This window comes from Microbacterium deferens, assembly GCF_045517775.1.
GTDB lineage: Bacteria > Actinomycetota > Actinomycetes > Actinomycetales > Microbacteriaceae > Microbacterium.
Genome location: NZ_JBEUWT010000002.1, coordinates 244451 through 267157, shown reverse-complemented (window position 1 = coordinate 267157; position 22707 = coordinate 244451). Strand labels below are relative to the sequence as shown.

Genomic DNA, 22707 nt, shown 5'->3' with positions numbered 1-22707 from the left:
GGTCAGACGAACCTCGTGGGCGACTCGAACGGCTCTTCACGCACGAACGTTGCGCCCAGCACCTGGCGCACGACAGCCTCCCCCACTCGCTGAACGCCGCCGCGAGTAGTGATGACCGGGGCGATGCGCGGTGCGACGACCGGCGGCACCGGAGCGTCGACCGCGTCGTCGGGGGGCGGGAGCTCGTCTTCGGGGTCGTCGTCGACGACCGCGGATGCCTCGACGTCGCGATCCGGGAGCACCGAGCCGTCGCGCACCGGCTCGAGCGTGGCCACCCGCACCGACGATGCCTCTTCGGGCTCGTCGTCGACCGGGAACTGGCCGACCGCACGTGCGCCGGGCGCGGCGGACGTGCGCGGGCCGGATAACGCGGACGGCGATGCCGTGCCGGGGTCGACCTCGGGAGTGGTGGGGATCGGCGCGACCGCCCAGTCCGTCACGGGCGCAGCTGCCGACGGCGCGGAGACCGCGCTCGAGCGCGGGGCGGGGGGCGCGACAGGCGATTCGCGCGCCTGACGGTCGGGCGCGGGAGGCGGCGAGGCGGAAGGACCGGCGTCACCGGGGCCGCCGGCATCGCCCTCGTGCTTCGCGATGTACTTCACGCGGATGCCGAGCACCCCCATGATCGCCTGGCGGAGGTCTTCGCTCGGACCGGCTCCGGCGGTGCGCTTCTTGAACGCCGCGATGTCGGTCGCGCTGGCGAACGCGAGGGTGAGCACGTCATCGTCGAGAGCCGCGACCCGCGCACCGGACGCGATCAACCACGATGTGCGGCTGATCGATTCGAGTCGGGCGAGCACCTCGGGCCACGCGTCGCGCAGGCGCTGCACGGTGAGCGGCCCCGCCGCGGCGGGAGGGGCGAACTCGCGCTCGGGCTCGGGCGGCGCATCGGAATCGGTCGGGGGCTCTCGGTCGGCGGGCGGCTCGGGTTCGCTGAACGGTTCGGACGGCGCCACCGGTTCGGGTGCGGTAGCCGAGGGACGGCCGGCCTCAGCCGGCGCGGGCGCCGGCGCGGGCGCCCTCGGGGTCTGCGGCGCCGACACGGGAGCTGCGGGTGCGGCCGCCGTCGGTGCCGCGACGGGCGCGGGGGCAGACACGGCACCCGCGTCGGCGAGCACTCGGGCCACGAGGAGTTCGAGGTGCAGACGCGGCGATGTCGCGCCGGTCATCTCGTCGAGCGCCGTGACGACGAGATCGGCTGTGCGCGAGAGCCGTTGCGTGCCGAAATGACCCGATTGACGAGTCATGCGCTCGAGTTCTTCGGCCGAGATGCCGCGCAGCACCGACCCGGCGCTCTGCCCCGTGGCCGCGACGACGATGAGGTCGCGGAGGCGCTCGAGCAGGTCGTCGACGAAACGTCGCGGGTCTTGTCCGGTCTGGATGACGCGATCGACCGCGGCGAACGCGGCGGCCGCATCGCGCGCGCCGAAAGCGTCGACGACCTCGTCGAGGAGCTCGGCGTGGGTGTAACCCAGCAGCGCCACGGCGCGCTCATAGGCGACCTCGACGGCGCCGTCGGAGGCGACATCGGAACCGGCCATGAGCTGGTCGAGCAGCGAGAGGGTGTCGCGAGGCGACCCTCCGCCGGCGCGCACCACGAGCGGGAGGACACCGGCCTGCACCGAGACGCCCTCTGTCTCGCAGAGTTCCTGGACGTACTCGAGCATGGCCGCCGGCGGCACGAGCCGGAACGGGTAGTGGTGCGTGCGGGAGCGGATGGTGCCGAGCACCTTCTCGGGCTCGGTGGTCGCGAAGATGAACTTCACGTGGTCGGGCGGCTCTTCGACCAGCTTCAGCAGGGCATTGAAACCCTGCTGGGTGACCATGTGGGCCTCGTCGAGGATGAAGATCTTGAACCGGTCGCGTGCCGGGGCGAAGATCGCCCGCTCGCGCAGGTCGCGTGCGTCATCGACGCCGTTGTGGCTGGCCGCGTCGATCTCGACCACGTCGAGCGAACCACCGCCGCCACGCCCGAGCTCGACGCAGCTGTCGCAGGTGCCGCACGGAGTGTCGGTGGGTCCTGCCGCACAGTTGAGGCACCGGGCGAGGATGCGGGCGGACGTCGTCTTGCCGCACCCTCTCGGGCCGGAGAACAGATAGGCGTGGCCGACCCTGTCGCCCCGGAGCGCCGTCATAAGCGGATCGGTGACCTGGGACTGCCCGATCATCTCGCCGAACGCCTCCGGGCGGTAGCGGCGGTAGAGGGCTGTGGTCACGTACCCAGCCTACGACCTGCCGCCGACATACCGTCCGGAGGGGGCGTTGCCTCAGCCTCGACGCGACGTGAAACGACGCGACGTGAAGAGGATCGAACCGCCGAGCAGGAACGCGGCCGCGGCGCCCAGCAGCATCCATGCTCTGCTGCCGTCGCTACCGGTGGCAGGCAGCATGCCGCCGCCGTCGACCACCGGGCCGGTGGGCGCACCGGCCGTCGGGCCGGACGTGGGCAGCAGCGGTATACCGGCCGTGGGCGTGGCGGTCGGTGTCGCGGTCGGCGTCACGGTCGGCGTCACCGTCGGCGTGGCCGTCGGGGTCACCGTCGGCGTGACCGTCGGGGTGACCGTCGGTGTCACGGTCGGGGTGACCGTCGCCGTCGGCGTGACCGTCGGGGTCACGGTCGGGGTGACCGTCGGCGTCGGCGTGACCGTCGGGGTCACGGTCGGCGTCACCGTCGGGGTGACCGTCGGCGTCACCGTCGGCGTGACCGTCGGCGTCACGGTCGGCGTGACCGTCGGGGTGACCGTCGGCGTCACGGTCGGGGTCACCGTCGGCGTCACGGTCGGCGTGACCGTCGGGGTCACGGTCGGCGTGACCGTCGGGGTCACGGTAGGCGTCACCGTCGGCGTCACGGTAGGCGTCACCGTCGGCGTCACCGTAGGCGTCACCGTCGGGGTGACCGTCGGCGTCACGGTAGGCGTCACCGTCGGTGACGGGCTCGGGCCGGCGTCGCAGCCCGGATCGACGAACGTGTTGTCGTCGAGGGCCACCGTGCCGTTGCGGGCGAGCGCTCGGCCGTCGACGGTCGCGCCGGTCTCGAGCGTGATGGACGTCAGCGCGAGGATCGTGCCCACGAACGTCGAATCGGTACCGAGGGTGGCCGACGAGCCCACCTGCCAGAACACGTTGCACGCCTGGGCTCCGTTGATGAGTTCCACCACGCTGCTCGTGGCCGTGGTCAGGGCGGAACCGACCTGGAACACCCACACCGATCCGGAGTCGCCCTGGCCGTCGAGGCGCAGCGTGCCGGTGAGTCCCACCGTCGAGGCGGAGAAGTAGACCCCGTCGACGAGGGTCTGGCCGCCGAGGTCGGCCGTGATGGTGGCGTCGGGCGCTTGGGAGGCCGCGGAGTTGTAAGCCGTGACGAGGTCGATCTGGGCCTGCTGGGCGTTAGCGTCGGTCTGGTGGAGCGCGCCACCGCCGATGACCTGTCCAGGCGGGAAGCCGGTGATCGACGTGCCGGGGTACACGCCGAGGTCGCCGTCGAGGGTGCTGTTTCCGGTGTTCGTCACCGACTGCCCGCCGAGCACGACGTAGGGCTCGGTCGTGCCGAGTCCGACGCTCGTCGCGGCCACGGCGCTCGAGCCACCGACCGTGAGACCCACGAGCACCAGGCCGCTCACGATGAGCGCGACGGCCGCCGATTGCGCGGCGCGCACGGAACCCACGGATTGACGGCGTACGAATATTTGGGTCCCCATGGGAACCGCCTTATCAGCCCCCGTGAAATGCGAGGGAACAATGACCCGAGATGGGCCATCTATCACGCTAGCGGGGGCCTCGTCAAATACTCAGGGAATTCATAGATCACAGGCGATCTCACAGGCTGGTGTGATCCCGCGGAAACGGCGCACAGCCGATCAGGCGTCGACGCCGAGCGACGGCTCTGCAGCGATGTCGGCCTCATCGGTGATGATCGGGATGGACGCGGTGACGGTGGGCACAGACGCCGACAGGAGCGACCCGTCCTCGCGTCGAGCATCGGCGAACTGCCGGATCGAGGGCTTTCCGGGGATGATCGGCCCCTGCCCGTCGAGCGGCGCGACGACGGTGGAGCCACCGTGCACCGAATACCCGACACCGCGCACCGAGAAGTCCACCGGATCTCCCTCGCCTGCCTCCACCGTCATCGCGTCGGCCGTCAACGTGATGTTCAGGCGTGTGCCGTGCCAGTGCAGCACGTACGACAGCGACGGCCACGCGGCCGGGAGACGCGGGTCGAAGGTCAGGTCGCCGAAGTGATCGCGCATGCCTCCGAATCCCGAGACCAGTGCGGTCCACACCCCTCCGGCCGACGCCACGTGCACGCCGTCCGCCGCGTTGTTGTGGAGGTCTGCCAGGTCGACGAAGATCGACTCCCGGAAGTACTCCAGCGCGAGGTCCTGGTAGCCGACCTCGGCCGCGAGGATCGCCTGCACGACCGCCGACAGCGTGGAGTCGCCGGTCGTCAGCGGGTCGTAGTACTCGAAGTCGGCGAGTTTCTCCCCCGCCGTGAAGTGGTTGCCCTGCAGGAACAGCGCCAGCACCACGTCGGCCTGCTTCAGCACCTGGTAGCGGTAGATCACCAGCGGGTGGAAGTGGAGGAGCAGCGGCCGCTGGTCGGCGGGGGTGTGCTCCAGGTCCCAGATCTCGCGCTCGAGGAACACGGAGTCCTGGGGGTGGATGCCGAGGGAGTCGCTGTGCGGGATGTGCATCGCGTCCGCGGCGCGGTCCCACAGCTCGGGCTCGGACGGATCGAGGTTCAGACGCTCGACCATCCGCGTGTACGCGTGGAAGTCGGCCTCCTCCATCTCGCGGACGGTGCGCGCGGCGAAGCGCAAATTGAAGCGCGCCATGACGTTCGTGAAGAGGTTGTCGTTGACGACCGTCGTGTACTCGTCGGGGCCGGTGACCCCGTGGATGTGGAACGAGTCGCCGTCGCCGTCGTGGACGCCGTCGCTCGATCGCCAGAAGCCCAGGGTCGCCCACAGTCGAGCGGTGTCGACCGCGATATCCACGCCCTCGGAATCGAGGAAGTCGACGTCGCCCGTCGCACGCACGTACTTCGCCAGCGCGAAGGCCACGTCGGCGTTGATGTGGTACTGCGCGGTGCCGGCGGCGTAGTACGCGGAGGCCTCTTCGCCGTTGATCGTGCGCCAGGGGAAGAGCGCGCCCGCCTCGTTCAGCTGGTGGGCGCGCTTCCTCGCCGCCGGCAGCATCAGATAGCGCATCCTCAGCGCGTTGCGCGCCCAGAGCGGGGTCGTGTACGCGAGGAAGGGCAGCACGTAGATCTCGGTGTCCCAGAAGTAGTGCCCGCTGTACCCGGATCCCGTGACACCCTTCGCGGGCACACCCTGCCCGTCGGCGCGGGCGGCGGCCTGCGCGAGCTGGAACAGGCACCAGCGCGTGGCCTGCTGCAGATCGGGGTGGCCGCCGATCTTGACGTCGGAGCGCTCCCAGAACGCGTCGAGCCACGCGCGCTGCCGCGCGAAGACCGCGCCCACGCCCTGGGACTGGGCGCGGTCGAGGGTGCGGCGGCAGCGGTCGATGATCTCGCCGGCGGGCACGCCGCGCGACGTGTGGTAGCTCACGAGCTTGGTGACCGTCGTCGGCACGCCCGCCTTGGCCTGCACGCGGAAGACGTTCTTGGCGATGTCGGGTTCGATCAGTCGACGCGCGGTGTAGTCGTTCTCGGTGTCGATGAGGTGGTCGGCGACGACGGCCAGCGTCATGCCCGACTCCGCCACGCGATAGCTCAGCGCCGTGCGGTCGCCGTCCTGCCAGTACTCCAGGGGCTGCAGCACGCGGTCTTCGAGCTTGTCCTGCTTGCGGGGGTCGAAGCCGGCCGTGGCCTTGCCGGGCGGGCGGCCGCCGTAGATGCCCTCGCCGTCCTGGCGGTTGATGAGCTGGCAGCTGATCGTGACGGGGGCGTCGGAGTTGAGCACCGTCACCGTCATGCGCAGCACGGCGAGGTGCTTCTCGTCGAACGACACCATGCGCTCGTCCTCGAGCTCGACGAGCTTGCCCGACGGCGTGCACCACTGCAGGCGCCGACGGAGCACACCCTCGCGCATGTCGAGCACCCGCTCGTACTCGCGGACGTCGGCCACGTCGAACGACAACGGCTCGTCGTCGACGTACACCCGCATCACCTTCGCGTCGGGGGCGTTGACGATCGTCTGGCCGACCTCGGCGAACCCGTAGGCCTGCTCGGCGTGGCGGATGGGGAAGGTCTCGTGGAACCCGTTGATGAAGGTTCCCGACTCGTGCGCGAACCGCCCCTCGGGATGGTTGCCGCGCAACCCGAGATAGCCGTTGCCGACCGAGAACAGGGTCTCGGTGACCCCGGCGTCGTCGAGCGACCCCTCGGTCTCGACGAGACGCCACTCGTCGACGGGGAAGCGACCGCGATCGATCATGGAATGCCTTCCGGTGAGGGAGATTCGGGTTTCCTCGGTGGGTCAGTCTACGAAGGCGGCGAGATCGTCGACGACGACGGTCGCCCCGGCCTCGCGGAGCGCCTCGGCGCCGGTGCCGCGGTCGACGCCGACCACGAGGGCGAAGCCCCCGGATGCTGCGGACTGCACGCCGCTGATGGCGTCCTCGACGGCGGCGGAGCGGGCGGGGTCGACCCCCAGCATCCGTGCCGCCTCGAGGAAGACGTCGGGGGCGGGCTTGGAGGCGAGGTCGTCGCGCTCGGCGATCAGACCGTCCATCACGACGGGGAAGAGGTCGCGGATGCCGGCGGCGGTCAGGACGTCCTCGGCGTTCTTCGAACTCGACACCACCGCGACGGGAACTCCGGCGGCGCGCAGCTGCTCGACGAGAGCGAGCGAGCCCGGGTAGGGGGCGATGCCGTCGTTCTCGAGCACCTCGCGGAAGACGTCGTTCTTGCGGTTGCCGATGCCGCTCACGGTGTCGGCCGAGGACGGGTCGCTCGGCTCGCCCCACGGCACCTCGACGTCGCGACTGCGCAGCAGGCTCGCAACCCCGTCATAGCGGCGCTTGCCGTCGAGGTGCTCGAAGTAATCGGCGTCGGTGTAGGGCCGCGAGATGTTCCAGTCGGCGAAGAGCTTCTCGAACATCACCCGCCACGCGTGCATGTGCACCTCGGCGGTCGGCGTCAGCACGCCGTCGAGGTCGAACAGCACCGCCTCGTACGCGGCGAGGTCGGGCAGCGCGGAAAGCTCGTCGGGCACGGGACCTCCTGGGGAACGGATGCGGCGGCTCTCCGTCGTGCCGTGCGTACAGCGTAGCGGCCCGAGGCAAGCGGTCAGGTGCGGGCCACGTCCAGGGTCTGACGGGCGATCTCGAGCTCCTCATTCGTGGGGACGACCAGCACGGTCACGCGCGACGCATCGGTGGAGATGACGCGGATGCCGCGGCTGCGGGCCGCGTTGCGTTCGTGGTCGATCTCGATCCCGGCGAACCCCAGGGTCGCCAGGGCCCCGGCGCGCACATCGGGCGCGTTCTCGCCGACCCCGGCGGTGAACGAGATGACGTCGACACCCCCGAGCTGGGCGAGGTACGCGCCGGCGTAGGCGCGCAGGCGATGGATGTAGACGTTCCATGCCAGCGTGGCGGCGCCCTCGCCCCGCGCGACCCCCGCCTGGATGTCGCGCATGTCGCTGACCCCGGCGAGGCCGAGCATGCCCGACCTCTTGTTCAGGAGGTCGTCGAGGTCACCCGTGGACATATCGGCACGGCGGGCGAGGTGGAAGAGAACGGCCGGATCGAGGTCGCCCGACCGCGTGCCCATCACGAGTCCCTCGAGCGGGGTCAGGCCCATCGACGTGTCGACCGAGCGGCCCCCGTCGATCGCGGTCGCGGAGGCGCCGTTGCCGAGGTGGAACACGATCTGCTTCAGCTCACCGAGCGGGCGGTCGAGGAAGGCGGCGGCGGCTTCGCTGACGAATTTGTGCGAGGTGCCGTGGAACCCGTAGCGCCGGATGCGGTGCGCCTCGGCCAGTGCGGCGTCGATGGCGTAGGTGTAGGCGGCCGGGGCGAGGGTCTGGTGGAAGGCGGTGTCGAAGACGGCGACGTGCGGGACGTCGGGGAACGCCTTCCGAGCGGCACGGATGCCCGCGAGATTCGCGGGGTTGTGCAGTGGTGCGAGCACCGAGAGCTCGTCGATGTTGATCTCGACGAGGGGTGTGATGAGGGTCGGCTCGAAGAAGCGGGCTCCGCCGTGCACGACCCGGTGCCCCACCGCGACCGGCGGGTACTCGTCGAGGGTGGGTCCGTACTCGGCGAAGGCGTCGAGCATGACCTCGAACGCGGCGGAGTGGTCGGGGATCGCGCGCTCGATCGTCGATGTGGCGTCGAGCACCGTCGGCGCCGCCGCCGGGCCGTCGGCGAGTGCCGAATCGGCACGACGGAACGCGGCGGAGGTCACCGTGTGCGTGGCGATGCCCTGATCGCCGCCCGCGCCCGTCGACGAGCCGATGCGTTCGATCAGACCGGAGGCGAGCACCTCCTCGGTGTCGGCATCGAGCAGCTGGTACTTCAGCGAGGAGGAACCGCTGTTGACGACGAGGACCGCGCTCACGCAGCATCCCCCTTCTCGCTCTGGGCCTGGATGGCGGTGATCGCGATCGTGTTGACGATGTCGTCGACGAGAGCGCCGCGCGAGAGGTCGTTGATCGGCTTGTTCAGCCCCTGGAGGATCGGGCCGATCGCCACGGCACCGGCCGAGCGCTGCACCGCCTTATAGGTGTTGTTGCCGGTGTTGAGGTCGGGGAAGACGAACACCGTCGCGCGTCCTGCGACGTCGGAATCGGGCATCTTGGCCTTCGCCACGGCGGCGTCGGCGGCCGCGTCGTACTGGATGGGGCCTTCGACGAGCAGCTCGGGGGCGCGGTCGCGGACGAGCGCGGTCGCCGCGCGCACCTTCTCGACGTCGGCGCCGGTGCCCGACTCCCCCGTCGAGTACGACAGCATGGCCACGCGAGGCTCGATGCCGAACTGCTCGGCGGTCGCGGCCGACGAGATCGCGATGTCGGCGAGTTGCTCGCTCGTCGGATCGGGGATCACCGCGCAGTCGCCGTACACCAGCACGCGGTCGGCGAGCGCCATGAGGAAGACGCTCGAGACGACCGAGACGCCGGGTCGGGTCTTGATGATCTCGAACGCGGGCCGGATCGTGTGCGCCGTGGTGTGCGCCGCACCCGAGACCATTCCGTCGGCCATGCCCAGATGCACCATCAACGTGCCGAAGTACGACGCATCGGTCACCGTGTCGGCCGCCTGCGAATACGTCACGCCCTTGTGGGCGCGCAGGCGCTCGTACTCGGTGGCGAACTTCGCGACGTGCACCGCGTCGAAGGGGCTCAGCACCTCCGCGTCGCGGATGTCGATCCCGAGCTCGATCGCGCGGTTGCGCACCTCGATCTCCTCGCCCAAGATCGTGAGATCCGCGATGCCCCGCGCGAGCACCGTCGCCGCGGCACGCAGCACGCGGTCGTCGTCGCCCTCCGGCAGCACGATGCGCCGTCTGTCGGAGCGCGCGCGCTCGACCAGTGCGTACTCGAACATCAGCGGGGTGACGACCGACGGCCGCGCGACCCCGAGCGTGCGGGTCAGCTCCGAGATGTCGACGTGCTTCTCGAAGATCGCGAGCGCGGTGTCGTAGCGCCGCTGCGAGTCGGCCGCCAGCCGGCCGCGCGTGTTCATGATGCGCACCGCGGTCTCGTACGTTCCGAGGTCGGTGGCGATGATCGGAAGAGACGAGCCGAGCCCGTCGATGAGCGTGTCGATCGTCTCGGGGAGCGCGAACCCGCCGTTCAGGACGATTCCGGCGAGCGAGGGGAACGTGCCCGACGCGTTCGCGAGCAGGGTGGCGAGCACCACCTCGGTGCGATCGGCGGGGATGACCACGATCGCCGACTCGGTCAGGCGCGGCAGCACGTTCACCATCGACATGCCCGCCACGACGACGCCCAGCACCTCGCGGGTGAGGAGTTCGGGGTCGCCCTTGAGCAGCTCGCCGTCGACGGAACGCAGCACGCCGCGCACCGACGGGGCGATCAGGAACCGGTCTTCGGGGAGTGCCCACACGGGGATCCCCGTTGCGGACGCGGCGGTGCGCAACGGCTGAGCGTCGGCGACGGCCTTCACGGCGGCGATGGTCTCGTCCAGCGCCTCGGGGTCGACGCGGTTGGCGATCACCGCAAAGATCTCGGCCCGCTCGTGCACGACCTCGACGAGCGCGAGCGAGGCGATCTGCCCCATCTCGTCGGGTGTGCGGGGAAGGCTCGCGCCGAGGTGCTCGCTGAGCCCCTGATGCGCACGCCCGCCGACGACCAGGAGCACGGGCGCCCCGAGGTTCGCCGCGATCCGCGCGTTGTAGGCGAGCTCTGCCGGGCTGCCGACGTCGGTGAAGTCCGAGCCGATGATGACGACCGCGTCGCACTGCGCCTCGACGGCCTTGTAGCGCTCGACGATGCGAGCGAGAGCGGCGTCGGCATCCGCGCGCACGTCGTCGTAGGTGACGCCGACGCACTCGTCGTAGTCGAGGTCGACGCCGTCGTGGGCCAGCAGCATCTCGAGCACGTAGTCGCGCTCCACGGTCGATCTCGCGATCGGCCGGAACACCCCCACCCGCGGAGTCGCGCGGCTGAGCGCGTCGAGCACGCCCAGCGCGACGCTGGACTTGCCGGAGTGTCCTTCGGCCGAGGTGATGTAGATGCTCTGCGCCACGACTCCAGCGTAGGCGGCGACAGGCCGCGCGAACCTGGGGATCTCTCGACCTCGTGAGAACACTCGGTAGCGTGAGACGGCGCACGCACGATCGCAACGGCGGGCCGGACGGGAGCACCTCGTGAGCACGGATTCCTCAGTACGCCCCGGCGCCGACGTTCCCGACGCGCGCGGGCGCACGGGCCTGCACCGCACGGGGCTCGACCTCGACCGCAACCCCCGGGTGCGCGTGCGCGACGTCGAGCTGCTGGCGTCGAGCTGGCACGTGCTGCGCAAGACGACGCTGGACTACCAGGACTCCGACGGCGAATGGACGACCCAGCAGCGCGAGACCTACGACCGCGGCAACGGCGCGACCGTGCTGCTGTACGACGCCGGGCGGCGCACTGTTCTGCTGACCCGGCAGTTCCGCTACCCCGTCTACGTCAACGACCACCCCGACGGGATGCTGGTGGAGACCGCCGCCGGGCTCCTCGACGACGACGATCCCGAGACGGCGATCCGGCGCGAGGCGGAGGAGGAGACGGGGGTCGCGATCGGGGAGATCGCGCACGTCTTCGACGTCTACATGAGCCCGGGCTCGGTCACCGAGCGGCTGCACTTCTACGCGGCGGCCTACGACGGCGGATCGCGCGACGGCGACCGCGGGGGCCTCGTCGAGGAGGGCGAGGACATCGAACTGATCGAGCTCGACATCGACGAGGCCCTCGCCCGCATCCGCGACGGCCGCATCCAGGACGCGAAGACGATCATGCTGTTGCAGTGGGCGGTGCTCGACGGCCCGTTCCGGACGGACGCACCGACGGGCTCGACGACCGGCTGACGGGCAAAGAAAAGACTCTCCGCGCACCCGGTAGAGCCTGGTTACCCTTGCTACGTTTCCGTCCTGGGGGAGTTGGCCTGGATGCCGCCACGCGGAGAGCCGACGACGAGTCTAACCGACTTCGCACACAGGCACCTCCCGGCCCCGGCCCGCGGCCAGAGGTTACGCTTGCGTAACGGTGGGAACGGCCCCGCCGTCCGCACCCGGGGGAAGACGCATGGATCAGACCGTCTCGGCCACTCGACGCCGAATCACGCGTGAGGAGTCGGACGGCCAGCCGATCACGGCCGATTCGTTCGAAGCCCTCACCGGCGGGATCACGCGGTCTGTCGAGCGGGTGATCGACGGCAAGCCCGAAGCCGTCCGCACGGCGTTGATCACCCTGCTCGCCGAGGGGCACCTCCTCATCGAAGACGTGCCGGGCGTCGGCAAGACCGTGCTCGCGCGCGCCCTGGCGGCCTCCGTCGATGCGAGTGTGCACCGCATCCAATTCACCCCCGACCTCCTCCCGGGCGACATCACCGGGGTCTCGGTGTTCAACCCCGTCGCGCGCGAGTTCGAGTTCAAGCGCGGGGCGGTGTTCGCCAACATCGTCATCGCCGACGAGATCAACCGCTCCTCGCCCAAGACGCAGTCGGCCCTCCTCGAGGCGATGGAGGAGCACCAGGTCACCGTCGACGGCAGCACCCACGTGCTGCCCGATCCGTTCCTCGTCGTCGCGACGCAGAACCCGCTCGAGATGGAGGGCACGTACGCCCTTCCCGAGGCGCAGCGGGACCGCTTCATGATGCGCATCTCGATGGGGTATCCGGATGCTGCGGCCGAAGCGCTCATGCTGCGCCAGCGCGACACGATCAACCCCCTCGAGAGCGTCGAGCCGGTGGTCACCGCGTCACGCGTGCGCGACCTCATCGCCTGGGCGCGCGCCGTGCACGTCGCCCCCTCGCTCGAGGAATACACGGTGGCCCTCGCCCACGCCACCCGCACCCACCCCGATCTTCGCCTGGGCGCGAGCCCGCGGGCCACGCTGCAGCTGATCCGCGCCGCCAAGGTGCGGGCCGCCCTCGACGGGCGCGGGTTCGTCATCCCCGATGACCTCACCGCGCTGCTGGCCCCCGTCTTCGCCCACCGCCTCATCCCCACCCGCGCGGCGGCCGGCGGACGATCCGGCGCGGAAGCGGTCGCCGCCGTCCTCGCCCAGGTCGCCGCGAGCGTCCGGGTGCCCCTCGCCGTCCGGACATGAGGGGGTTCGTGCGGCGGGTCTGGCCGCTCACGCTGCGAGGGACCGGCGCGCTCGCGCTCTCCGTCGTGGGCTTCGTCGTCGCACACGAGGCCGGGCTCATCGAACTCGTCTACTTCGCCGCGCTGCTCGTGGCGGTGCTGGTTCTCAGCGTGGTCTCGCTCTGGTTCACGCGCCGCATCGACGCGGTCTCGCGCTCGCTCTCCCCCGAGGTCGCCACCGTGGGGCGCGAGAGCACGGTGACCGTGCGCATCGCCGTGCGCAACGCCCTGCCGACCTCGCCCGGCACCTGGGACGACACGGTGCCGGCGGGCCTCGTCGCCCGCGCCCGCGGCGTCTTCCCCGCGGTCGGGTCGGCGATGCGCGGCGGCGAGCGCGCCGTCGAGCTGCGCTACACCGTCGAGGGGCGAGTGCGCGGCATCCATCCCCTCGGCCCGTTCGGGCTCACCGTCACCGACCCGTTCGGTCTCGCGCGCCGGCGCCTGCGGCTGGGCGGGAAGACGCAGGTCACCGTCGCCCCGCGCGTGGTCGATCTCCCGTTCTTCCGGGGGTCGTCGGGCGAGACGGGCGGCACCCGTGAGACCGCCAGCACCCAGCTGGGGCAGGGCGCCGACAACCTCGTCGCCCGGCCGTACGCCCCCGGCGATTCGATGCGACGCATCCACTGGCGTGCCACTGCTCACCGCGACACCCTCATGGTGCGGCAGGAGGAGGAGGAGACGAGCCCCGAGGCCACCGTGATCCTCGACCGAAGCGCCGCTCAGTGGAGTCCCGAGGCCCTCCGGGCCCCGGGCGCCGACGACGCGTTCGAGACCGCGGTGGCCGCCGCCGTCTCGATCATCGCCCGGCTGGTGCGCGACGGCTACACGGTCGAGGTGCTCGACACCGACGGCGCCGCCCTCGCCGAACCCGTGCCCGGTGGGGATCTGCACGAGATCGACGCTCTGGCGACGCAGTTCGCGACCCTCACCGCCCGGCGCGGTGACGGCATCGCGCGCACCGCGGGAATGTTCGCGGGCCACCAGACGGGTCCGGTGATCGTCGTCACGGGTCGCCTCCGCGTCGAGGACGCCCTGTCCCTCGCGCCTCTCGCGCACCACTCGTCGATGCCGGTGGTGATCGCCGCCTCTCCGTCGTCCGATGCGCTGGCGCGCCTGCACGACCGCGGTTGGCACACGGGGGCGGCGTTCTCGGAAGCCGAGCTCGGCGACGCCTGGGAGACGGCGATGCAGCGGGGGGCGACGCATGTCGGGGCCTGAGCGGCGCCCGCCCGCCGCACCGCGGCCGGCGACGGTCGACCTCGCGCTCGCCCTCGGGTTGTGGCTCGCGCTCGCGGCCGCCATGATGCCGCTCCTGCGCGTCGTCGACCCGGGGGCGTGGGTCGCCGGGGGCGTCGGCCTCATCGGCATCATCCTGGGCGTCGGCTTCGCGCTGCGGCGCCTGCGCCTGCCTGCGGTCGTGGTCAGCATCGTCGAACTCGTGGTCTGGGTCGCCGTCGTCACGGCGGTCTTCGGCCGCGGCACGGGCTTGCTCGGCGTCGTGCCGACCCCCGAGACGGTCTCCCTCGTGAACGTGCTGGTGCGCACGGCCGTCGACGACGTGACCCTCGGAGCCGCTCCCCTCGAGGCGGGAGCTGCGCTGTCGTTCCTCATCGTCGCCTCGATCGGCCTGCTCGCGGTCGCCCTCGATCACGTCGTGGTGACCGCCCGCATGCCGCTCCTGGCCGCGGTGGGCGTCATCGCCGTCTCGATCATCCCGTCGATCGCCGTGCCCGGCGACGTCGACATCATCGCGTTCGTCTTCCTCGCCGGCAGCATCCTCTTCCTCCTCGCCGTCGACACGCGCGCGCGGCAACGGGCGGCCGCGATCGCCGCCGCGCCCGCAACCGCCGCTGCGGCCCGCCGATCGCCGGTGGCGCCGGGCGCGGCCCTCGGTATCGGTGCGGTCGCCGTGATCGTCGCGATGGTCGCGGCGCCCCTCCTCCCCTCGCCCGTCGCCCGCGCGGGCGGATCGGGCGGCAACATCGGCGGCGCCACGATCGACCCCACCCTCGAGCTCGGCGACGACCTGCGACAGCCGGGTGCGGTCGAGGTGCTGCAACTGAGCACGACCGAGGCGCGAGCGCCCTACCTGCGGGTGGCGACGCTGTCGGAGTTCGACGGCGCCGTCTGGCAGCCCGACGGGGGCGATGCCGTCGGGCTCGATGACGCCGCATCCGATCTCGCGGCCGTCACCGTCGACGAGGGGATCGAGATCGTCGATTCGTCGACGACGGTCGACATCGTGAACCTCAACAGCCGGTGGGCGCCGGTGTCGTATCCGGCGACGGACGTATCGGGACTCGACGGCGAATGGTCGATCCAGACCGACAACCGCACGGTGGACACGCCGTCGGGGTCGGTGCAGGGGCAGTCCTACGACGTCTCGGCGTCGCTTCCGCGGCCGACCCTCGAGCAGATCCGCGCGCGGTCGGCCGGCGGCACCGGCGACCTCACGCTCTACGACCTTCCCGACGAGATCCCGTCGGTGATCGCCGAGGCCGCCCAGGAGGTCACCGCCGACACCCGCAGCGACTACGACGCCCTCGTCGCGCTGCAGTCGTGGTTCCGCGGTCCGCTGTTCGGGTACTCACTCGACGCCCCCGTCTCGGACGGCTTCGACGGCACGGGAGTCGACGCGATCGCCGACTTCCTCGATGCCCGCAGGGGCTACTGCGTGCACTTCGCCTCGGCATTCGCTGTGATGGCGCGCACCCTCGGCATGCCTTCGCGCATCGTCGTCGGCTACCTTCCGGGCACGAGCGCGGGAACCCAGGACGACGGCGAGACCGTCTACTCGGTCGAGAGCACCCAGCTGCACGCCTGGCCGGAGGTGCACTTCGAGGGGATCGGCTGGATTGCCTTCGAGCCGACCAACAGCCTCGGAAGCCCGACGAACTTCGCCTCCGGCACGACCGGGGCGCCCGGTTCGATCCCGACGACGGCGCCCAGTGCACCGGTGCCGACGGCCACTCCGACGCCGACCTCCTCGGCCGGTCTCGACCCCCTCGACGACCAGGACGGCACGTCGGCGGGGCGGGGCGGCTCCGCCGCATCCGTCGCCCTCTGGCCCCTCGCGGCGTCGCTCGCCCTGCTGCTCGTGCTGGCGGCGCCCGGCGTGACGCGCGAGGTGCGGCGCCGGAGGCTGCTGTCGGCCGCAGGACGCGGCGAGGCGACCGCCGCGTGGGGATCGGTGCAGGAGCTCGCGATCGACCTGGGCATCCCGGCGCCCGCGTCGGAATCGCCGCGCGTGTTCGGCGCCCGCCTCGTCGACGACGGCGCAGATGCCGCGGCGGTGGCGACGCTGGTCGGCGCCATCGAACGCGTGAGCTACGCCGGCGATCACCGCACGGCCGACGGCGCGCACTGGGCGGATGCGGTCGAGTCGACCCGCGCGAGCCTGCTCGGCGCCGCCTCGCCCCTCCGCCGATTCGTGGCGCGAGTGCTGCCACGCTCGCTCGTGATCCGGCCCGGCAGCGCCTTCGCGAGCGGGAGGACGCGGCCCCCGCGAGAGACGACGGCCTGAGCATCCGCCGGGCCGGGCACGGGTCGGTGCCGCACCCGGGGTAGGATGTTCGTCGGCCCTTCGAGGCCATGGAGGATTCGCCTAGTGGCCTATGGCGCACGCTTGGAAAGCGTGTTGAGTGAAAGCTCTCAGGGGTTCGAATCCCCTATCCTCCGCCGCAGAGAAGACGTCGTCCCGTCAGGGGCGGCGTCTTCTTCTCTGTATCGGGCCTGCGGCTGTTCCTGGCGGGCAGCGTTCCCGAGACGCGGGCTTTCGGCCCGGGCGCGGGCAATCAGGCGCCGTTTGCCCGCGCGCGGGCCGATTGCCCTCGACTCAGGCCGGCCGGGGCAGCGGCAGGCGACGGTACTGTCGCTGGAGACATGAGCGACGTCGTCAGCATCGAGCTTCTTCTCGACCCCGACACCGAGGCGCGGGTGCGCGCCGACTGGCACGGTCTTGCTGCGGCGGGCATGTCGAGCCTCGGCGCGTACCACTCCCCCACGAACCGCCCGCACGTCACGCTGCTCGTGCGCCCCGAGCTCGCGACGTTCGCCTTCCACGACGCCATCGCCCGGCTGCCCGTCCCCGTAACCCTCGCCGAACCGGTCGTCTTCGGCCACGGCGACCGCGGAGTCCTCGCGTGGCGGGTCGCGCCGAGCGCCGAGCTCGTCTCCCTCCACGCCGCCGTCCACGCCGCCGCCGGACCGGGAGCGGATGCGGCGCACACCGCGCCCGGCGACTGGACCCCGCACGTCACCCTCGCGCGCCGGCTGCGGCTCGAGACCCTCCCCCAGGCGCTCGCCCTGCTCGGCGGCCCCCACGTCGGATTCGGGCTGTCGCTCCGGCGATGGGACGCCGCCTCCGCCACCGTCACCGACCTGCGGTGAGGCGGCCACGGTACTTCGCACGCCGCCTGCGTTCAGAATCCAGGAAGGATGCGGCAAGAGAGCCGGGTCGGGCGCAGATCGACGCCGTTCCTCCTGCGTTCTGAACCGATGTCGCCGCCTCGCCGGGGCGGGACGCCGCTCAGGTGCGGTGCTCGTGACGGCGGGGCTTGAGTCGTTCCGGCGCGTCGGAGGCGGCCACCCACTCGCAGGCGAAGGAGCCGCGGTATCCGAAGAGGAAGCCGAGGCGATCGTTGTGCACCTCGAGGTCGATGCGGAACACCCCGGCGACGTCGTCATAGGTCTCGCGCAGGCGCGCGCGTCCGCTGAAGAGCATCGGGAAGCGGAAGGCGATCGGCCCCTCGTAGAACCGCTGGGCCTCGGAGCGGAGCACGAGCGAGCCGTCGTCGTCGACCGACAGATCGAGGTCGACCGCGAGGTGCTGGTGGGTGCCCAGATAGTCGATGATGCGGCCGTCGTCGAGGATCATGGTCGCGTCGAAGCGGCTCACGCGCTCGCCGACCGCATACTCGCGCACGAAGGTGACCGTCTCACGGCCGAACGGGTCGAGGTACGGGTAGTTCTCGATGACGAACGGCACCGCGACACCGGTATCGGGGATGAGGATGTTGCGCAGTCGCCCGATCTGCAGGAAAGGCACGGTCCACCACGGACCACGACGGATGTGATCCATCACCCCGCGTCCGACGCACGCCTCGCCGGTCTCGAGACCGACGCCGAACCGTCGCTGCAGCATGGGGTGGAGCCGCTGGAAGTCGGCGCCCAGGGCGGTCTCGAAGATCGAGGTCATCGTCGCCGCCTCGGCGCGGGCAGGTCGTCGAGCGTCGGGGGCGCATCCGTCAGCTGGTCATCACGGCGACGACCGCCCGCCGGCGCGCGACGGCAGCGGGCCGCCCGCGGACGGTCGGGACGCCAGAACCACAGGATGCTGCGCAGCGGCCACCGCTCGGGCGGCTCGTCGCGTTCGGCCCAGATGCGGAGGCGGTCGAAACTCCACGCCGTGGCCCAGCCGAGGGCCGGGCGCACGAGGGCGTCCAGCACCCGCCCCCACCCCGGGTCGTAGTCGTATCCGGTCACGAAGCGCACCCCGCCTGCGGTCGGGATGTAGCGCCAGTACCCCCGCCCCTCGCGGATGGGTGAGAGCCGATCTTCGGTCGAGAACCGCAGGGCCGAGGTGCGTGAGCCGTCGGGGCGCTCGGTCTCGCCGATGCTCACGCCGGTGCCGCGCACGGTGTGGACCACCACGCCCCGTTCGTACGTGAAGTGGGTCGGTCCGTCGTCACCGGGGACGGGCACGATCCGCGAGAACCGTACGTCCCAGCGGGGGTGGGCCGCGGCGTCCTGCGACAGCGACCACACGGTCTCCATCGGTGCCCGGATCGTCGTCTCGACGTAGATCCCGGAGCGCCCCACGTCTCGAGCGTAGCCCGCGACCACGCGTCAGACGCGGCGCCAGCCCTCCCCGTCGCGGGTGATCGCGCCGGCCTGCTCGAACTTCTCCAGCCAGCCGCTCATCGGCCAGCGACCCCATCGGTGGGCGAAGACGGCACCGTTGCGGAGGATGTCGTCGAGGTGCTGCCAGGGCGGATCGGAGGTGGGATGCCACTGGTGGTAGGCGTGCGCGCCACCCACCCACAACAGCGGCACGGCCATCTCTCGCGCGCGCCAGGCGAAATCGGTGTCTTCAGCGCCGTAGCCCTGGAACGCCTCGGAGAAGCCGCCCAGCTCCTCCCATGTCGACGCCGACACGGCGAACGAGAGCGACCAGAACAGGTCGTAGGCCGCCGGGTCGGCGCGGATCACCTCGCCGTCGGCCGGCCACGGTCGCGCCGCGTGCGGTCGCGTCAGCCCCTCGAGCGCGCGGAGGTTCTCGGGCACGGTGCCCTCGGCGAGGTACGTCACGGGCCCGGCGTAGAGGCCGGGCTCGCGAGCCACCGCGTCGTAGCGCTCGATCAGGCCCGGACCCGGCAGACAGTCGGCGTCGAGGAAGATCAACAGGTCTGCGCCGGCGGCGATCGCCGTGGCGGCAGCGGCGTTTCGCCCCTCGCCCACGCGCAACCCGAACTCCCCCGGCGGCACGTGCACGAGAACGCCGTCGCCGGTGGGCGGTTCGGGGTCGAGCCAGGCCTCCACCCGCAGCACGTCGGAGCGATCGAGCTGCGCGAGGAACGCGCGCTGACGCTCGACGTGCGCGGCTCTCGCCCGCGAGGCGACGGTCAGCACCGCCGTCGTCATCGCCTCACCGACGCGATCACGGCCGCGGCGCGCTCGGGCGCACCGTCGGTGCGCCACCGCTCCCACCGCGGGTCGAGCGCGCGGGCCCGGTCGAGCAGATCGACGAATTCGCCGGGCTCCGGCGGGTGCGACACCACGGCGAGCCCCGCTCGGTCGAGCTCCGCCGCGGTCGCCGCCTGCTCGTCGAACGGGCGCTCCTGCGCGATCACCACGGCGCGCGCGCCGGCGGCGGCCAGGTCGGCCACGCTGTTCTGGCCGGCTGCGCTGACGACGACCTCGGCCGCGCACAGGGCGTCCCACGGGTCGGCGCTCCACTGCGCAGCATCCGTTCCGACCGTGCGGAACGTCCACCCGGCGTTCGTGGCCTCGGCGCGGGCGCGCTCGAGTGCCCCGCCGGCGAGCGCGGCGCCGAGCACCAGCACCGACCGCGGCTCGCGCGCGACGGTGCGGGAGCGCCCGGCGAACCGCGAGACGCCGCCCACCCACGCGACACGGTCGCGCGCCTCGTCGAGGGCGACCGACGGCACCGACCCCTCGGGCCAGGGCGCGAGAATGCGGTCTGCCGCGCGATAGGCGAGGGCGTGCACGCCGTCCGTGCGGTCTCCGGGCTGCGTCACGACGACGGTCGGAAGACCCAGCAGCCGCACCCACAGCGCCACCTCGACCGAGACGTCGACCACGAACGCGTCGAGATCGATGGATGCTGCGGCGATCGCGGCGAGCCGTCGCCGATGCCCCGGGTGGTCGAGCGGCGCCCAGTGCAGCAGACCCCCCGCCGTCGGGTCGGACGAGCGCGGATCGATGCTCTCGCCGTTGCGGACGTACGCAGCGTCATCACGGGGCAGCTCGACCCATCGCGTGTCGGGCGGCAGGTCGGACGGCGCTTCGAGCGAGGAGAACGCGACGACCCGACCGGGCAGGTGCGGACGCACGGCCTCGAACCTCGTGAGGTGACCGCGCCCGTGATGGTGCACGTACCAGCCGACCGCGGTCATGCGACCTCGAGACGCTGGGCGCCCACGGACACCGAGGCGAGCAGCCCCTCGAGCTGCGTGTGGCGCCGTTCGAGAGAGAACTGCGCGACGGCGGCCGCCCGGATCTGCACCCGCAAACCCGGTTCGAGGGCCGACCTCTCGGCGAGCTCGGCGGCCGCCAGCGCGAGCGAGTCGATGTCTCCGCGCGAAACGACCATGGCCCCGGGCGCCGCGGCGACGACCTCGCGCACGCCCCCGGCGTCGAACGCGGCCAGCGGTGTGCCGGTGGCGAGGGTCTCGGCGAGGACGAGCCCGAACGGTTCGTCCCACATCGGGGTGACGAGGGCCACGGCACTTCGGCCGACGAGTCGGGCGAGGGCGCTCTGGCGGAGGGCCCCGACGTAGCGGGCCTGCGAGCCCAGACGCGGCCTCACCTCGGTCTCGAAGTACTCGGCGTCGCCGACCCGGCCGGCGAGCACGATGCGTTTGCCGGCGAGAAGGGCGGCGTCGATGGCGAGGTGCGGCGCCTTCTCGGGCACGATGCGGCCGAACCACACCCAGCGGTCGCCACCGGGTCCTGCCGTCCACCGGTCGGTGTCGACGCCGTTGGGGAAGACCGTGGACTCGACCCCGGCGGCGTCCCACTCCCGAGCGGTGTGCCGACTGACCGAGAGGAACCGGTGCTCGGCGCCCGCCGTCGACCGCGCCGCGGCGATCATGTCGGGAAGCGGCGGGGTGTGGAGGGTCGTGACCATGGGGATGCCGACCCGGTCGCGCCACGCGATGGGGGCGCCGTGGAGGCTGTGATTGTCGATCACGTCGAAGCGGGTGCGGTGGCGCGCGAGGTGGCCCATGGCCCGTTCCATCGCGTCGTCGATCCGCTCGAGGTAGCCGCGGGGGTAGGCGGTGTCGGAGGGTTCCTCGTCGCTCGCCCAGTGCGGACGCGGCAGCACGAACTCGGGTGGTCCGTCGAGGAAGTCCGACCCGTCGGGCCCGCAGAGCGTGACCTCGTGACCCCGCGCGCGCAGACCCCGCACGCGCTCCCACACGCACGCCTCGAGGCCCCCGGGGTGCGGTTGGCGGATGGGATGCCGCGACGGCGCGATGACGGCGACGCGCAGTGCCCGCCCCGTCACGCGGCAGACCTGTGCGTCGTCAGGTCTCGATACAGATCGGCGTGCGCTGCGCGCACGTCGACGCGTTGCGCCGCGCGGTCGACGGCACGCGCCGCGACCTCGGCGATGCGGGCCGTGGAGCCAGGGGCCGACCACGCCGGGAGCGTGGCGTGCTCGATCGCGGCGGCGAGAGAGAGCGGGTCGCCGATGTCGTACCGGGTGTAGTCGGATGGATGCTGATCGCGGAAATGTCCGCCGCGCGGCCCGATCACGGGTACCGCAAGGTCGTAGCACAGCTCGAGCCACCCCGAGTGGGTGCCGTGCGCGTAGGGCAGCACGCACGCGTCGAGATCGGCGAGCGCCGCGGCGAGGTCGTCGTCGGAGAGCCGCGCGGCGCGGACGATCTCCACGCCGTCACCGGCGAGGTGTTCGAGAATGCGCGCCGTCTCCTCGTCGCGCACGCTCTCGTTGAGCCGGACGATCCCGACGACGTCGCCCCCGGCTGCTCGCAGCTCGGCCACGGCGCGGACCAGGGTCGTGACCACGCCGACGGCATCGATGTTCGGACGCAGGTCGCGCAGGTGCACGCCGATCCGGCGACCGTGGCGCGGGCGCCCCGTCACGGCGCCCGTCTCGAGCAGCGTGGGGTGGGAGATGACCACGGCCTCGCGCCCCCAGCGCTCGGCGATCTCATCGCGCGCCGAGGGTGTCAGGGTCACCAGCACGTCGACGGCAGGGATGATCGCGTCGAGCATGCGGACGTGCCCCGACTGGTCGGCCAGCTGCGGGTTCTCGAGGTCGTGCACCGTGTAGACCACGGGCTTGCCGGCCTGCTGGGCGGCCCGGACGGCGGCGAGCACGTGCTCGGGCGTGTACGACTCCGCGCCGAAGTGCAGGTGCAGCAGGTCGAACTCGTCACTGTGCCGACGGATCCACTCGGCATCGAGGATCTGCGGCGGCCACCACTGGCCGGCAGCGGCGCCCGGCGGGGGCGGGTCGGCGAGGACGGCGACACGATCGGCATCGATGATCGCCCGGGAGTACGGATGCTGCGCGGGAACCGCGGCGACGCGGACGAACGGCTGAGCCTGGGAACCGATGGTCGTCCTCCTCGCTGTGAAGCTCTCGCGTGCGGCCTACCGCACGGGCGGAGTCCTCGCAACGCGATCCCTCGGCGAGGGAGGCGACGACTCCGACG

General features: G+C 71.8%; 17 protein-coding genes, 1 tRNA gene and 1 other RNA gene. 6 read left to right on the top strand and 13 right to left on the bottom strand.

The genetic code is table 11. The features are described from left to right. Positions 1-2: 2 nt before the first annotated feature. The 6 genes from ABTU82_RS11490 to pta all read right to left on the bottom strand — a co-directional run bounded on the left by ABTU82_RS11490 (position 3) and on the right by pta (position 10674). Complete coding sequence (locus ABTU82_RS11490) at positions 3-2216, bottom strand: DNA polymerase III subunit gamma and tau (RefSeq protein ID WP_407173563.1); 2214 nt, start codon at positions 2214-2216, stop codon at positions 3-5. A 51-nt stretch (positions 2217-2267) separates the two neighbouring features. Further along, positions 2268-3698 carry an ice-binding family protein gene (locus ABTU82_RS11485; protein ID WP_407173562.1) on the bottom strand — a complete coding sequence of 477 codons (1431 nt, stop codon included), beginning with the start codon at positions 3696-3698 and terminating at the stop codon, positions 2268-2270. A gap of 159 nt (positions 3699-3857) precedes the next feature. Continuing rightward, positions 3858-6395 (bottom strand): glycoside hydrolase family 65 protein, encoded by a 2538-nt coding sequence (locus ABTU82_RS11480; RefSeq protein ID WP_116647875.1) that lies wholly within the window; start codon positions 6393-6395, stop codon positions 3858-3860. Between the two features lie 42 nt (positions 6396-6437). Continuing rightward, positions 6438-7175 (bottom strand): HAD family hydrolase, encoded by a 738-nt coding sequence (locus tag ABTU82_RS11475; protein WP_116647874.1) that lies wholly within the window; start codon positions 7173-7175, stop codon positions 6438-6440. A 74-nt stretch (positions 7176-7249) separates the two neighbouring features. Further along, the gene (locus ABTU82_RS11470) at positions 7250-8524 is read right to left on the bottom strand and encodes an acetate/propionate family kinase (RefSeq protein WP_116647873.1); all 1275 of its coding nucleotides are present in this window, start codon (positions 8522-8524) and stop codon (positions 7250-7252) included. Next, complete coding sequence (pta, locus tag ABTU82_RS11465; protein WP_407173561.1) at positions 8521-10674, bottom strand: phosphate acetyltransferase; 2154 nt, start codon at positions 10672-10674, stop codon at positions 8521-8523. The genes ABTU82_RS11470 and pta overlap by 4 nt, the downstream gene beginning before the upstream one ends. 121 nt (positions 10675-10795) lie before the next feature. Here pta and ABTU82_RS11460 point away from each other — a divergent pair, with 121 nt between their 5' ends. Continuing rightward, a complete protein-coding gene (locus ABTU82_RS11460) occupies positions 10796-11497 on the top strand; it encodes an NUDIX domain-containing protein (protein ID WP_407173560.1) in 702 nt (233 codons plus the stop codon). Positions 11498-11504: 7 nt separating this feature from the next. Here ABTU82_RS11460 and ffs read toward each other — a convergent pair. After that, positions 11505-11601, bottom strand: an RNA gene (ffs, locus tag ABTU82_RS11455) — signal recognition particle sRNA small type. Between the two features lie 113 nt (positions 11602-11714). Between ffs and ABTU82_RS11450 the strand changes: the two genes are divergently transcribed. The 5 genes from ABTU82_RS11450 (at position 11715) to ABTU82_RS11430 (ending at position 17167) form a co-directional block, all read left to right on the top strand. Continuing rightward, positions 11715-12740, top strand: coding sequence for an AAA family ATPase (locus ABTU82_RS11450; RefSeq protein WP_116647870.1), 1026 nt, complete (start codon positions 11715-11717; stop codon positions 12738-12740). Positions 12741-12748: 8 nt separating this feature from the next. Further along, positions 12749-13996 carry a DUF58 domain-containing protein gene (locus ABTU82_RS11445; protein ID WP_407173559.1) on the top strand — a complete coding sequence of 416 codons (1248 nt, stop codon included), beginning with the start codon at positions 12749-12751 and terminating at the stop codon, positions 13994-13996. Then, on the top strand, positions 13983-16301 hold the full coding sequence (locus ABTU82_RS11440) for a transglutaminase TgpA family protein (protein ID WP_407173558.1): 2319 nt from the start codon (positions 13983-13985) through the stop codon (positions 16299-16301). The genes ABTU82_RS11445 and ABTU82_RS11440 overlap by 14 nt, the downstream gene beginning before the upstream one ends. A 70-nt stretch (positions 16302-16371) precedes the next feature. Beyond that, a tRNA-Ser gene (locus ABTU82_RS11435) sits at positions 16372-16456 on the top strand. 204 nt (positions 16457-16660) lie between these two features. Further along, complete coding sequence (locus ABTU82_RS11430) at positions 16661-17167, top strand: 2'-5' RNA ligase family protein (protein WP_407173557.1); 507 nt, start codon at positions 16661-16663, stop codon at positions 17165-17167. Positions 17168-17306: 139 nt separating this feature from the next. Here ABTU82_RS11430 and ABTU82_RS11425 read toward each other — a convergent pair whose 3' ends face one another. The 6 genes from ABTU82_RS11425 to ABTU82_RS11400 are packed head-to-tail and all read right to left on the bottom strand — an operon-like array spanning position 17307 to position 22537. Beyond that, positions 17307-17975, bottom strand: a complete 669-nt coding sequence (locus tag ABTU82_RS11425) for a DUF4166 domain-containing protein (RefSeq protein WP_116647866.1) — start codon at positions 17973-17975, stop codon at positions 17307-17309. Beyond that, positions 17972-18598, bottom strand: coding sequence for an SRPBCC family protein (locus ABTU82_RS11420; RefSeq protein ID WP_407173556.1), 627 nt, complete (start codon positions 18596-18598; stop codon positions 17972-17974). The genes ABTU82_RS11425 and ABTU82_RS11420 overlap by 4 nt, the downstream gene beginning before the upstream one ends. Before the next feature lie 27 nt (positions 18599-18625). Beyond that, positions 18626-19420, bottom strand: coding sequence for a glycosyltransferase family 2 protein (locus ABTU82_RS11415; protein WP_407173555.1), 795 nt, complete (start codon positions 19418-19420; stop codon positions 18626-18628). Further along, positions 19417-20415 carry a glycosyltransferase gene (locus ABTU82_RS11410; protein ID WP_407173554.1) on the bottom strand — a complete coding sequence of 333 codons (999 nt, stop codon included), beginning with the start codon at positions 20413-20415 and terminating at the stop codon, positions 19417-19419. The genes ABTU82_RS11415 and ABTU82_RS11410 overlap by 4 nt, the downstream gene beginning before the upstream one ends. Next, entirely contained in the window at positions 20412-21530 is a 1119-nt protein-coding gene (locus ABTU82_RS11405) for a glycosyltransferase (RefSeq protein ID WP_407173553.1), read from the bottom strand. Before ABTU82_RS11405 ends, ABTU82_RS11410 begins: the two co-directional genes overlap by 4 nt. Further along, positions 21527-22537, bottom strand: coding sequence for a glycosyltransferase (locus tag ABTU82_RS11400; protein ID WP_407173663.1), 1011 nt, complete (start codon positions 22535-22537; stop codon positions 21527-21529). The genes ABTU82_RS11405 and ABTU82_RS11400 overlap by 4 nt, the downstream gene beginning before the upstream one ends. Positions 22538-22707: the final 170 nt, after the last annotated feature.